General features: G+C 65.8%; 13 protein-coding genes. 9 read left to right on the plus strand and 4 right to left on the minus strand.

All coding sequences use genetic code 11. The annotated features are described in order from the left end of the window. Positions 1-65 precede the first annotated feature (65 nt). From QC180_RS12420 to QC180_RS12430, 3 genes are read right to left on the minus strand one after another with little or no spacing between them, the layout of a single operon-like run. Positions 66-1,733: a hypothetical protein gene (locus tag QC180_RS12420; RefSeq protein ID WP_278262846.1), complete on the minus strand. Its 1,668-nt coding sequence runs from the start codon at positions 1,731-1,733 to the stop codon at positions 66-68. Next, positions 1,730-3,346, minus strand: coding sequence for a relaxase/mobilization nuclease domain-containing protein (locus tag QC180_RS12425; RefSeq protein WP_278262847.1), 1,617 nt, complete (start codon positions 3,344-3,346; stop codon positions 1,730-1,732). Before QC180_RS12425 ends, QC180_RS12420 begins: the two co-directional genes overlap by 4 nt. After that, entirely contained in the window at positions 3,343-3,666 is a 324-nt protein-coding gene (locus tag QC180_RS12430; RefSeq protein ID WP_278262848.1) for a hypothetical protein, read from the minus strand. Before QC180_RS12430 ends, QC180_RS12425 begins: the two co-directional genes overlap by 4 nt. Positions 3,667-4,274: 608 nt before the next feature. Between QC180_RS12430 and QC180_RS12435 the strand changes: the two genes are divergently transcribed. The 6 genes from QC180_RS12435 (at position 4,275) to QC180_RS12460 (ending at position 7,362) form a co-directional block, all read left to right on the plus strand. Beyond that, positions 4,275-4,805: a hypothetical protein gene (locus tag QC180_RS12435; RefSeq protein WP_278262849.1), complete on the plus strand. Its 531-nt coding sequence runs from the start codon at positions 4,275-4,277 to the stop codon at positions 4,803-4,805. 88 nt (positions 4,806-4,893) lie between these two features. Then, a complete protein-coding gene (locus QC180_RS12440; protein WP_278262850.1) occupies positions 4,894-5,430 on the plus strand; it encodes a hypothetical protein in 537 nt (178 codons plus the stop codon). Between the two features lie 75 nt (positions 5,431-5,505). Next, complete coding sequence (locus tag QC180_RS12445) at positions 5,506-5,706, plus strand: hypothetical protein (RefSeq protein WP_278262851.1); 201 nt, start codon at positions 5,506-5,508, stop codon at positions 5,704-5,706. 48 nt (positions 5,707-5,754) lie between these two features. Then, a complete protein-coding gene (locus QC180_RS12450) occupies positions 5,755-5,880 on the plus strand; it encodes a hypothetical protein (protein WP_278262852.1) in 126 nt (41 codons plus the stop codon). 82 nt (positions 5,881-5,962) lie between these two features. After that, a complete protein-coding gene (locus tag QC180_RS12455) occupies positions 5,963-6,625 on the plus strand; it encodes a hypothetical protein (protein WP_278262853.1) in 663 nt (220 codons plus the stop codon). A gap of 89 nt (positions 6,626-6,714) precedes the next feature. Further along, positions 6,715-7,362 carry a hypothetical protein gene (locus tag QC180_RS12460; RefSeq protein ID WP_278262854.1) on the plus strand — a complete coding sequence of 216 codons (648 nt, stop codon included), beginning with the start codon at positions 6,715-6,717 and terminating at the stop codon, positions 7,360-7,362. Positions 7,363-7,767: 405 nt separating this feature from the next. Here QC180_RS12460 and QC180_RS30235 read toward each other — a convergent pair whose 3' ends face one another. Then, complete coding sequence (locus QC180_RS30235) at positions 7,768-8,478, minus strand: LGFP repeat-containing protein (protein WP_347567322.1); 711 nt, start codon at positions 8,476-8,478, stop codon at positions 7,768-7,770. A gap of 369 nt (positions 8,479-8,847) precedes the next feature. Between QC180_RS30235 and QC180_RS12470 the strand changes: the two genes are divergently transcribed. The 3 genes from QC180_RS12470 (at position 8,848) to QC180_RS12480 (ending at position 12,185) form a co-directional block, all read left to right on the plus strand. Beyond that, positions 8,848-10,515, plus strand: coding sequence for a DNA cytosine methyltransferase (locus tag QC180_RS12470; RefSeq protein WP_278263139.1), 1,668 nt, complete (start codon positions 8,848-8,850; stop codon positions 10,513-10,515). 427 nt (positions 10,516-10,942) lie between these two features. Then, entirely contained in the window at positions 10,943-11,389 is a 447-nt protein-coding gene (locus QC180_RS12475) for a hypothetical protein (protein WP_278262855.1), read from the plus strand. Between the two features lie 151 nt (positions 11,390-11,540). After that, complete coding sequence (locus tag QC180_RS12480; RefSeq protein WP_278262856.1) at positions 11,541-12,185, plus strand: hypothetical protein; 645 nt, start codon at positions 11,541-11,543, stop codon at positions 12,183-12,185. Positions 12,186-12,723: the final 538 nt, after the last annotated feature.

The raw sequence follows: 12,723 nt of genomic DNA on the forward strand, positions 1-12,723 counted from the left end.
CATCAATTCGGCCATTCGACCGTCCCTGGTCACTTGCGTTCGCATCGACACCGAGCCCGATACCGTCAGTGTGTCCGGGGCCGGTGTCGAGCGGCAGCTGCTGCTGGCCTGGCCGGTGGTGGGGTTCGCCGACGGGACTTGGTGTTCGTTTGGTCCCGCTCAGGCGGGGTCAAGGGGGCGTGGGCCGCTGTCGGCACGGTGAGGGATGCCGGGCCACCTTCGCGACCGGCGTCGGCGTGGCGATCGACTGTTTCTGAGTGCGTCCCGACCTCCGATCGCGGTGCCTCGACGAACGAGACGGGGATGGCCGTGCCTTCACCGTCCACGACGAAGATGGTGTTGCCGTTCACGTCGGTGGCGGGCGTGGCACTCGCGTTCTCGTAAGTATGAGCATCGTCGGCGGTTGGTTCGTTTCGATCGAACTGAGCCTCGTCGGCGTCGCCATCGAGGATGCCCGGATACTTGCGTGCCAGTAGGGAATCGAACTGGTCATTGATCTCGCCAACCAGCTGGGCGGCGCGTGCTCGATCGAATGGGGACTCGGGATCGGCGGCGGTGAGCCATTCCTCGGCTACCGAAAGTCGGGCGTCTTCTTCGCTGCGAGCGTGGGTGTTGCCCGCATCGCGGTTCTTCGTGGCTTCGCGCATCACCCACGCGGCGTACCCGCTGGGAGCACGGATCTGGCCGCTGTCGAAGTCGATGGTGGCGACCGACTCGATCAGGATCTCCGGATCGGCGCCCTGCGCGGTGAGCACGGTGTACTGGTCCTCGGCGACGTGCCAGCGTGGGTCATCGAGAATCTGATCGGGCACACGCCCGCGCAGTCGGTCCGCCAACGGCGTCGGGGTGCGCTGATTCTGCCGATCGCGTTCTTGTTCACCGGACTCGGCGGTCGCCTTGCCCTTGTCGGTTCCGCGCCCGGAGGCAGTGCGAGATTGCGAGCGCCAGCGTCGGACTACTTCGTCTTCGAGACTGCGGCGGCCGTCACGGGTGTCGCAGTTCGTGTATTCGGTCTCCCAGTTGTGGCCCCATTCGGGGTCGTGCTGCTTGAGCCATTTCCGTGCCACTCCCACGAGTGAATCTGTCCTGCCGCCGGTGGCGTCGACCCATTTGCGGATGATCTCGTTTTCGTCGAGGCGTCGCCCGTCGATGGTGTCGGCAGCGGCGTAGCTCTGCTCCCACCAGCGGTACCAGTCCGTTTCGTGTTCCTTGGCCCACATGCGCGCCTGTGCCAGCTCGACGTCTCGCAGGGTCTGGTGTCGAGCCCGGGAGGTGGCGTGTAGTTCGTCGGCGTTGCGCCGCAGATCGTCGACCGCTTCGGCGGAGCCGTTGTTTCGCAGCCAGTCGACGACTCGGTTAGCGAGTTCTTCGGAGCCGAACACGGCCTCGGCGTGGTTGTCCATCCATCCGGCCTGGACTCCGAACCGCCCGTGCGAGAGCGGGGCTACCCGGATGGTCATTCCGGTATCGGGGTGGCGTTCGGCGCGAATGCGCCCGTCCTTCTCTGCGGCATTCCATTCGTCGGCATCGGTGGGGCTGAACTTGGTGACCGCGTGGCGATCGAGGACCGCGTTCTTGCGGGCGACGTTCTCGGCGTCGTCCCACGCGGAGCGACCACGCTGCTCGCGCAGTTGGCGGAGTACGCCGGACAGGCTGCGTACTGCCAAGGCGATACGCATGGTGTCCTCGCGGGGGATGCCCATCACGGGCGGTTCAATGATCGGCTCGTTCATCGTCGGTGTTCTTTCCTGGTTGGGTGGTGCGGTGATTCACGGAACCCGTGTACTGCGGGTTGTTCGGGGCGGACGCCTGGTCGAGCAGCGGGGCCACGCTGCGGCGCGGTGGAGGTGTGCGTGTTCGCTGGCACCCACTGCGGTGGGAGTTGGTCGGGGACGGTGCCGGTGGCTTCACCGTGGGCGCGGACGAGGTGTGCGGCTTCGCGGGCACTGCGGGCGGCGGTGATGCGCCGGTGTTGTTGATGCCATGCAGCGATCTCGAGGAGCAGGTCGGCGACTGCGAGGCCGAGCTGCACGCTCGGGTCTCGTTGCAGACCACGCCCGGTCAGCATCCGAACCGCAGCGAGATCGCGTGAGATCGCACGTAGTTCGGCGGCGAGCCGCCCGGCGGGGACCGCGGTCAAACCGTGCCGTGTGCGCGCCGCGCGGTCGAAGGTCCACGTCGCCTGTGAGAGAGGGCCCTGGCGCGCGGCACCATCGGCGATGGAGGCCCAACTGCCGATGACGTCGTGCAACTCGCGGGCCACCGTCGCGATATCGGATCGCTCGCCGCGCACGGCAGTGGTGACCGCCCGCACGCGGTCGGCGCTGTCGGCCAGCACCATGTGCGCCTCGCGGACTATCTCGTCGTTGGTCCCAGTGCGTGCGGCGCCGGAGGTGGCATGCGTTGTCCAGCGGGCGGTGACTCGTGGCCAGGACATGTCGGCACCGAGATGTCGGCTGGGTGCGAAGTAGATGGGTGCGCCGGTCTTAGCCGACACGTCGCCGGGAGCCGCGACTGCCCATCCTGTGATCTGCCCGGTGCCGTCGTACTTGAGGTCGACGAGCACGCCCGCGCCGCGGAGCCGGGCGAGGAACTCGTCGGTGGTGGTCGCGATAGCGGCCGACTCGGTGATCAACTGACGTAACTGGGTCCGCGCTGCGGCACCAGGTGTCGCGCGCAGCATGCCCTCGTCGCCGGCGGCCTGACGACGCTGGGCCTTCTCCTGTTCGCCGCGCGTCGGGGTCGGTACCGCCATCGGATCGTCGATGGCGGTCAGCCGCAACCCAAGCGCTTCTTCCCAGCGACGGGCGACTCGGCGCACGGCTTTCCAGTCGTTGTCGGGATAGAACCGTTTGCCGGTATCGGCTCTGACCATCACGGCCGCGATATGGATGTGGTCGTTGCCGTCGACGGATTTGCCGTGGTGCACCGCGATCCACCGGCACGCCCCGGCGTCGCCCGCTTTCGCGATGCCGGTCTCGTGCAGCATGTCCTCGGCGATGCGGCGCCAGGTCTGTTGGTCGAGTTCGCCGTCCTCGGCACCGATGGCAACGGGCAGGTGCCAGATGTAGCCGTGCTTGGTGTAGCCCGGCTGGCCGGGCTCGGGCTGTTGAGTGGGCAGCCCGATCGCCTCCGAGAGCGCGGTGACCTGCCCGGCGAGCTTGCCGATCTCACCTGGCGCGAAGTCGCAGTCGCCGGGCCCGACCCACAGCGGTTGTAGGGCGTCGGGGTCGGACTGCCACGCCGCGATCACCCGGGGGTTGGTGTGCTCGTTGTAGGTGCCCGGCGAGAACAGATACCGGACGAGCCGCCGCCCGTCCCATCCCCGGATCGCTTTGCCGATCACACCGCACCGTGCCGAAGTTGTTCGACCAACCAAACATCGATTCGGCTGTTGATCTTGCGGGTGTAGGTCAGCACGGCGTCGGCGTTGTGGCCGAGTTCGCCGGTGGAGTTCGCGTGGCGGGCGACATCGTTCACGTTGCCCGCGACGTTTCCGAGCAGTCGGCGTAGCTCGCGCACCTCGGCGATGAGGATCTCCACTTGGCCGCTGGTGCGAACTGTCGCTCCGTTGCGCTGCGATGCGAACGCCCGCGCCGCACCGACGGCGGCCTTGGCGATGAACGCGCCGGGCCGCAGTCCGACCGTGGCCGCCGCCGCGGTCACCAGCGCCCATTCGGCCGGCGCGTACGTCGACCGCCGACTGATCGACCGCGGCTTCGCCGCGTGGGGCCGATGGCCCTGCCCACTCTTCGGAGGCACTTCCCGTCCCTTCGTCTACCGAGCGCCCAGCGGCGCTCTCCGGTCCGGCAGCCCCCTGCCGGACACACCGATGTCTCCATCCCGCAGGGCTGGAGACATCGGAGCCTCTAGATGCTCTAGAGCCTTTCGATACATTCGAACCACTTCGAGTGTGTCTTGCGCCCACCCCTGGGCGCAACCCAAAAGTGGCCACTTTTGGGATATCTTGCTCACCCGAATTACTGGTCACGCCCCCCGCGCCTCACGATGGGCACCACAGCGAACGCACCGACGCTCGCGCACGGAAGCAGTGCGTGATAGGACCGTCCGCCGGAGCGCCCCGGCCAGGTCAACCCACGCCGCCCGGTTGCGACGGCATACCGGCCCCCGACCGAACAGGCGGCGAGACCGGCTGTCGGTGTGCACCGTGCGGCCACTGAGCGCCTGTAGACGGCCAGGGTTTCCTTTCGATACTTTCGATACACTAGGGTTTATCGGTCCATTAGGGACCATCCAGCAAGGAGGCACCGCCCATGGTGAAGAAGACGGCGACCCACGCCTTGGCCGCGTATCGACGCGTGGTCATCGACGACGACATGGAGACACGCATCGGCGAACTCGCGGTGAAGGTCGGTGAATGGCAGCGCGCCTCCGAGAACCGCGAGACCGAGATCGCACGGCTGATCGCCGCCGAGGAGTCCGCCGAAGCTGCCGTGGCAGCCGCCTACGCGGCGGCTACGAACGCCGGCGCCGAACCCGACGCCCTCGAGCGGATCGGCCTCAAGCCCACCGCCGCGATCCGCGCTGTGGCCAGACGAGCGAAGAACAGACCTCAGCCCCGCCCATCTCAGACAGCAACCACCGCCGCCAAGGCGCCCCTAACTCCGCCATCGACAGAGAAGGTCGACGCCAGGACCGCCTCGCCGGAGGTTTCAGCCATACCTCCCGCCACACCGCAATCCGATCCGGCTCCCAGCGGTTCCGGGGGTCGATCCGCGGAAACCAAGCCGACGCGGACCGCTGCCGACACGAAGACACCGTCCGATACCCGGACACGGAACTGACGAATGCGCCGTACCGGCACCAGCGCCCAGACCGTCCGGTACGGCGCATTCGAGCGCTCGACACCCACCGAGAAGGAAAAACCTCATCATGGCGCGCATCACCTACGTCCACTTCACCGACAACGGGACCAAGCCGTTCGGGATGTTCTACAGCGAGCAGGCCGATGAGTTCGAAGGGGTCGCACCGCTCATGGATGGCCGAACCCAGCCTGGGTGTCTGTATCGCACCGACACCGTCGGCTGGATTCTGAACCGCGTTCTGACCGACGAAGGCGGCGCGGACCACAGCGTCTACGAAACCGCCTCCGAGGGCTCCGCCCGCCAGTCGCTCGCCGACAACGACTTCCACGACGAAGCGATGCGCTGGTTCGACCCCTCACAAGGGGACGAACCCAGGCGTTTCCCCGATGAGAAGGCCCGTCTCCCCCGCCCCACTCCGAACTGGCGCTCTACCGAGCGCGGCGGCATCGGGCCGCTCTCAATCGCCGGTATGCGGTATCAAACGACTGCGCGCTGCCCGCGATCGGCGCGATTGCGACTGACTCTCCGGCCAGGCCAGAAGGAATCAGATCCACGTCCGTTCAGCCCGACCGCCTCGGCTTGCATTCGCCAACATATCGGGTAATATATTACATAGAATGATTCGGGTTCGGACACCCCGACTTCTTCGATCCCACTCGCAGCAAGAAAGGCACTCCCGATGTACCCACCCCTGGCAGTAGTCGCGAATCACGACCGCTTCTACGTGAACTTTTCCAGCATCCCGCCCGGCCAGAGCCGGTGGCAGATCGAGGAAATCGACTTCACTTCCGAGGACGCAGCACGCGCCTGGGCGGCAGAGGAGGTCAGCTCCTCGGCACAGGTTTCCGGTTCCGCGTGGGACTTCCGCGCCGAACTCTGACTGATCCCGGCGGGTGTTCGCCTCGACAAAGCCGACGAAACAGAGCGCGTGCAGGCCCTCGCGCACACGACCTGGGACCACCTCGCCAAGGTCGTGGTGTGGACCGATGGCGTCCCCGACGACTGGGAGGACGACGACAACGACGACGCGGACGAGCCCGAGACCGTCCGCTGACCCTCGCGCACCACATCACGCCGGGACGGAAACCGGACACTTCCGACCCGGCGTTCTTCCACTCGCACTCCTGGAGGGCTCTATGTCTGACTTCATCACCCGCTACATCCTGACCCCCACGGCTGCGGCCATGCTCAGCGTTGGGGTGCACGCCTACGGATTCGTGCACGCCGTGCAGCGCGGTGACTGGCTCGCGGCGGCGGGGTACGGCACCGCGTTGAGTGCGCTGTACTTGCTCTTCCTCTGGTGGCGGCGCGCTCGCCGGGCTTGGTGGTGGTCGCCGGAATACCAAGCTCGGCACACCGATTTCGTGGATCGACTGACCAACCTCACCCATAGCGGCCCCTACATTGCCTGGAACATCCGCACCCGACAGTGGATCGCGGTCATCGCGCCTACCCCGCCGTGGAGTCGGCCTGGTTCGGTTCGCTGGTACTTCGAGATCGTGGTCGAAGACTCCCCAGAACCTTCATTCGCACCCGGACGAGGCACCGAGTTCGACTTCGTCACCACACGGCGGTACGGGGTGTTCCGCGAAAATCCACGCGTCGACATCGACGTCACCGCTGAACTCGTGGACCCCCACACCGGTGACAGACGTCCGGTGGCCGACGCCGAACAGAACTCGGACCTTCGCGCCTTGCTCCGCCGACTCCGAACTCCGGCCGCCGCACGACTGGCGAGCACCAGGGACATCGATGCTCTGCTCGACCTGCTCGACGAGGCCGAACCACGCGAGCACTGATGATCACCGCGACACCGTGAAGTCCCGGCGGGACCGGACACCCCGCCGCTTCACCGCCCACTCGCACTCCTCAGAGGAAGGGAACAGCTATGCCCTCCACCAACTTCGACGTACTCGTCGCCGAAGCACAGACACGTTACGCACCCGAGCTGATCGCCTTGGCCGAACTCGGCTGGGACGCACAGATCCGCGTGGTCGGCCACGTGAACATCTGCCTGCCCGGCCTCGAGGTGCGGGGCGCGCCGGTGGAACTGCTCGTGTGCAACGGCGACGGCCTGGTGCTCGGAGAGGACAGCAGTACCGACTGGTGCGCTGCGGTCTACTCCCGTATCGACGGCTCTCCGCTCGACATCTTCTGCTACGCCGACACCGCCGTAGCAGCCGTGCAGGCCGCCGACGCGCTGTTGGACGATCCTATCCGCATCGCGGCTCGGTCCCTCACCGGCAGCTGGCACTTCGCGATGCTGCCTGCCGCGGCGCTGGGAGACGCGAACCGCGAAGCGACCCTGCTCGGCCCGCTCACCTCCGACGGGTTTTCGTCGACGAACGTGATAGTCCTCGAAGACACGCCCGCCTGGACTCAGGGCTGCTCGACCCATTCCGGCTGCTATCCGATCGAACGCGAGGCGGCAGCGTTCACTCATCGTGATTGCGCGCACGACCGGCTCGTGCACTGGAGCAGGGTCGGACTCGTCGACGACTGGTGGGCCAGCTGGACCGGTAGGGGGCCGGTGTGATGTCCGGCAACACCGGTGGTGCGCGGGCGTGGTTGTCCTGCCCGATGTTGGTCACCTGTGCGGTGAGCACCGAACGCGCTGGGCGCCGATGACCGGGCCCGGCGTGAGTGTGGCGTTGCGCGCACAGTTGGCCGCACACGAACGTGCACCGAAAGTGATGCTGTCCGATGGCCTTGGAGCCGACAGTACGGCGCTCCTGCTTCGCTGGATCTTCGAGCCCGAAGGGCGACTTCGATCTGAGGGAATTGGTTGTCGTCACCGCGATGGTGGGCGACGACTGGGAAGACACCGCCCGTGACGTGGGCGAGCTCGTGCTCCCGCTGCTCGCACGGCATCGAATTCGGTTCATCCGGGTCGGACGGTCGGCTCGCCGGGCGCGCGCCGACGGGACAGGCGTGGTCATGTTCAACGATTCACGTTCGCCGCAACGGCTCCGCATCGAGGGCGCCTACACCCTCGGCACCGAGATGCTGACAGCTGGGACACAGCCGCAGGTAGGCGGCAGCCGGCGGTGGCGTCGATGGTCGGATATCCATAGTGACTGGCCTCATAGCCTGCCGCCGACCACAGGGTCAGAATGCGGCCGCTGACCGCGTGGGCGCCGGTCGACGGCGACCAATAGATCATGCCGCGTTCGAATCGGCTGAACCGGCCGGTGCCGTCGGGAGCAACGATCTCGTCGGTGCTGCGGTAGCCGAGAGGTCCGCGTTCGCCGCCGGACTCGAGCCAGGACTGTCCCCACTGTGATGGACGAGGCAGCTTCCATCCCGCCCCGCCCGACTCGACCACCGGTCGACATCGAAGCCTGGTCCATGCCCGGACGCCCCGTATCGGGCGCAAACCCCGCCGCGCGCGACACATCTCCGACTGGAAGGGAGACGGCACGCGCCATCCGGACCAGAATCGTGCGAGTCGAGTTGGCGGGGATGCGGCGGCCTCCAACCTCCTCGTAGCCGTTCTCCACCTGCCGCCATCGGGTGTCGGCTGATATCCGGCACGCCGCGCGGCTTCCCCGTTGGAGAGTCCAGCCTGCTCGCGAGCGGCGCGGATCAGATCTTTCAGCTCATGCCGATCAGGCCGTCCCGAGTCCAGACCATTGCCCGCCGTCATAGTCATGCGCACGACTCCGTCTCATCTCCGATTTGCAGATCCTCAACGGCGATGTCATGGGCCGACGCCGTGACCTGCGACTTCTGGCAGATTCTCGGTTCCATGTCATTTCCCTACCGTCATCGACAGGACGGAGGTTCGCAAATACTGCGTGACCTGCAGTTTTCTCGATCGTGGCCACGCGGATGAAGTCGACATGACATCGCGACTGAGAAAATGACACGCGGATTGAGAATCTCCACCGATCAACGTCAACCCACCTTGACAGTTCCAGCTTAACGGGTAATATATTACATAGAAGGATGCGGGACCGGACACCCCGCCTTCTTCCACCCCACTCGCAAATCACGAAGGGATTCCCCCATGCTCGAATTAATGGATTGGTTCTGCGGCGCTGGCGGCTCCACGCAGGGCGCGTCGAAGGTGCCCGGTGTGCGCGTCACCCGTGCGGCCAATCACTGGTCGAAGGCCATCGAGACCCACGCCGCCAACTACCCCGAAGCCGATCACTTCCTGGGCGACTTGAGCACCGAAGAAGCCAAGGCGAGCATCGTGAAATGGCCTGTGGCCGATATCTTCTGGGCATCGCCGGAGTGCCCGCAGTGGTCCTCGGCGCGCGGCAAGAAGCGGGACTACGACAACACCCTCCAAGGCGACCTGCTCGACCTCCAGCGCGACGAAGAAGCCGATCGCAGTCGAGCGCTGATGGAAGAGGTTCCGATGTATCTGCGAGGCGTGATCGAGCGCGGCGGCCGGGTGCGCGCCGGGGTCGTGGAAAACGTCGTCGAGGTCCGCCAGTGGGACCAGTGGAGCCGTTGGATCGGCGAGATCCGCGCCCTGGGCTACGGGACCAAAGTCGTCGCCCTGAACTCCGCCCACGCCCAACCAGTTCGCACTCCGGCAGCGCCGCAGAGCAGGGACCGACTCTACGTCGCCTACTGGGATCTCAGCCTCGGCCGTGAGCCCGACTGGAACAAGTGGTTGCGCCCGCGCGCCTACTGCGTGCCGTGCGACGAATGGGTTAGCGCCATCCAGGTCTTCAAGAAGCCCGGCGCCGACATGGGCCGCTATCGCACTCAGTACGCGTTCCGCTGCCCTCGGGTCAGCTGCCGCAACTCGATCGTGGAGCCGCCCGTTCTACCGGCAGCCGCCGCGATCGACTGGACCCTGCCGGGTACCCGCATCGGCGACCGGACCAAGCCCTTGGCACCCAAGACCATGGAACGAATCCGAGTCGGCCTGCGACGCTACGCCTCGGCCACCCCGATGATGGTCCCGGCCGGAGGTACCTGGCGCGACGACGCCACGCAGGTCACCGACCCGATGAGCGCGCGAACAACCCGTGAGAACGACGGTGTCGCGATCCCGGAACCGTTTCTGGCACTGCTCCGCTCCGATCGACCCCTCACGATCGACCTGCGCGACCCCATGGCCACGATCGTCGCCGACGGCTCCAATCACGGGCTCGTCGTCCCACCGCCGTTGATGATCCCGATGGAGGGCCGCGACGGCAAAGAAGCTCAGCTGGCCACTCAGCCCCTGCGAACCCAGACGACCAGGGCCGAGACAGGAGTCGCATTCCTGCCGTTCGTCGCGGAGCTGCGCGGCGGGTCGTCGGATGCACGATCCGTGACCGAGCCCCTTGCCACCGTCACGGCCAGCGGCAACCACCACGGCATGGTCACTCCCCCGACAGGTATGTCCGCTCGGTTGTGGAACTCGCTCCTGCTGCCCTATTACGGCACCAGCACCGCGCGACCGGTCGCCGATCCGATCGGTGCACTCACCACCCGCGACCGGTACGCCCTCGTCGACACGATCACCGAGCACGACATCGACGACGTGCGCTTCCGCATGCTGGAACCCGAGGAAATCCAGAACGCCATGGCGTTCCGAACCGACTACGTGGTCTTGGGCAACAAACGCCAACGAGTACGGCAACTTGGCAACGCCGTCACACCGCCCGCCGCCGAAATCCTGATCTCCGCGCTGGTGGAAGCCATCACCGGCGAGGAACTCGACCGCTACGCCCTGGCAGGCTGAGAGAACCGGGGAGGGCCGACCAACAGGCCCTCCCCGGCGACCTCCCCCCTTTCGTCCACTCTCACAACCACTTCCAGAGCGGGCCATTCGAATGTTCGATATCACCATCAACCACGACAACGACGCGATTCGCACAGCAAACGCGTAGTCGGGACGGGACTCGATCTTCGGCGCGCCCGCCCCTGCAACGCGCCATATACGGGGTCGGGCGGCCTGACGAAGCCGTAATCGCGAGACCACAGCTCGGACACGTCAGACCGCCCGAAAGTGCCCCACTCGCAAAAGGAAGGGCATGGACGAGTCTAGCAAGCCAGCCACCGGGCCCAAGGCCGCGGTGTCCGCCGCCCCATCAGACAGAGGTCCCCTGATGCGCGCCATGCTAGAAGCCAGTTGGGCGCCGCGACAGCGACCCGACAACAATGAGAGCGTGGAAACACTGATCACGTTGAAGGAATGGGCCGCTCTGCGCGGGCGCAGCTACGGCTCGATTCGCAACACCTGGGTATGCCATCCCGACTTTCCGAAACCCAAGCAACCCCGCTCACGCACCGGCCTGGGTGGAGGCACTCCCGCCCAGGAGTACGACCGCGACGAACTCGATGCCTTCGCAGACCGTTGGGAAGCAGCCAACCGACCAGCACCGTTGGCGATGCCCGATGGACCCGAGGAATACCGAACACTCGGCGCAATCGCCCGACTGGTCGGCCTCGACGGCAAGACCGTTACCCAGTACCGCGCAATCATTGATGAACAGGTCGACCACACTGCCCGCGGTGCACGCACCGTCTATCACACCCGAGGAGTGGTCGAGGTGCTCAACAAGCGCCACGGCATGGGTATGGCCCGCCCGCGCAATTCCCTGCCACCTGAGTAGCAACTGCCTCCGCACCCGACGACCTCCAACCTGAGGTTCACGAGGAACGCGCATTACATCCCAACACCGGGTACAACCGAGGAAACGGCGGGCACGGTCTGCCCCGCTGTGCGATCACAGCTTCTTCGACCTAACGTCAACGGGGGGCGCAATGAACATCGACGGCCAGGCCGAGTTCGAATACACCGGAGACACCTATCTACAGGTTCGCGACTGCCTTCAGGTGATGTGTCAACTACTGAGCGTCCACAGGGATTGGTTCGAGCGGTCACCGGCGAAGGGTCTCGAGAACCCGGCTGGCGAGTTCGACATTCTGATCGAGCAGGGATACCTCGAAGCAGACGGAACCACCGCCACGATCTCAGTACGCAATCCTGAAACCTGCCGGTATGAGCAGATCGTCCAGCTGTTGTATCGCCCCACGAGCAAGGGCTACACATTGGCGAATGCCAGCGCGGCGAAACCCGTCCACCGGGCCACAGCGGAGACATCGGGTCCTGTACGAACGGCCGCGCGTGAAGTAGATCATCCGAGCCACGAGTCCGCGCGGCGGCGACGCTACCTATTACGGCACGCCGAATGGCCCGCCATCGGCATCAACTTCGCGAGGCGCGATGGCAGCCAGCGGAGCCACACCGGAGAAGTGGACATCCGGGGATGTTCGGTCCAACGGATGTACGGTGTCGCACCATGCCCCGAGCAGACCGGTTCCCATACCGCATCGCCCGTCAACGCCATATCGGACACGCACTCGAAGCGTTGGAGTCCCGCGGACTCATCGGTGACTGGCATCTGAAGTTCGATTACGCCCCTGGCACCAGCCACTGGCAGCTTCGCAACGGCAGAGCCGACGTCTTGGCGTGGTGGACCATCACCGACCCAGCCGGCGGGTCTCGAGTGACATATCCCACTCGCGAGGCAGAGGAGTACATCCTCGGCCTGTGCGCTCCCCGTGACATCGAATGGCAGCCTGTTCCACCGCCAGGCGGCGAGTTCAAGGCCAGGCCGGTGCGTGAAGAACTGGCATCCAAGGCAAGCCAGGGCCTGGACGTACTCGGATTCCCGGACACGGCAGATGAGGACAGCGCCTGAGCTTCCAGCCACTGAAGCAGGGCGCATTCTCATCCCAACCGACCGCACCGTCGACCCCCGCAGTGGCACTCAGCAGAGACATCCATCTGATAGCTACAGGTTTGCCAACCCAGAAAACTCGTCGGCGTGTCGGATTGCGACACGCCGACGAGTCTGATCAGCTACGTAGCCTGCGCCACCACGGCGCTCACCAGCTCCCCCGCCGAACTCATCCCATTCTCATCCCATCGCTCAACAAACCG

This window comes from Nocardia anocheti (assembly GCF_029675105.1).
Lineage (GTDB): Bacteria > Actinomycetota > Actinomycetes > Mycobacteriales > Mycobacteriaceae > Nocardia.

Excerpts from the sequence above, each read along its gene's own strand:
- QC180_RS12420 (WP_278262846.1), bottom strand. The coding sequence starts at position 1,733 with ATGAACGAGCCGATCATTGAACCGCCCGTGATGGGCATCCCCCGCGAG.
- QC180_RS12435 (WP_278262849.1), top strand. The coding sequence starts at position 4,275 with ATGGTGAAGAAGACGGCGACCCACGCCTTGGCCGCGTATCGACGCGTG.
- QC180_RS12440 (WP_278262850.1), top strand. The coding sequence starts at position 4,894 with ATGGCGCGCATCACCTACGTCCACTTCACCGACAACGGGACCAAGCCG.
- QC180_RS12445 (WP_278262851.1), top strand. The coding sequence starts at position 5,506 with ATGTACCCACCCCTGGCAGTAGTCGCGAATCACGACCGCTTCTACGTG.
- QC180_RS12455 (WP_278262853.1), top strand. The coding sequence starts at position 5,963 with ATGTCTGACTTCATCACCCGCTACATCCTGACCCCCACGGCTGCGGCC.
- QC180_RS12460 (WP_278262854.1), top strand. The coding sequence starts at position 6,715 with ATGCCCTCCACCAACTTCGACGTACTCGTCGCCGAAGCACAGACACGT.
- QC180_RS30235 (WP_347567322.1), bottom strand. The coding sequence starts at position 8,478 with ATGACTATGACGGCGGGCAATGGTCTGGACTCGGGACGGCCTGATCGG.
- QC180_RS12470 (WP_278263139.1), top strand. The coding sequence starts at position 8,848 with ATGGATTGGTTCTGCGGCGCTGGCGGCTCCACGCAGGGCGCGTCGAAG.
- QC180_RS12480 (WP_278262856.1), top strand. The coding sequence starts at position 11,541 with ATGAACATCGACGGCCAGGCCGAGTTCGAATACACCGGAGACACCTAT.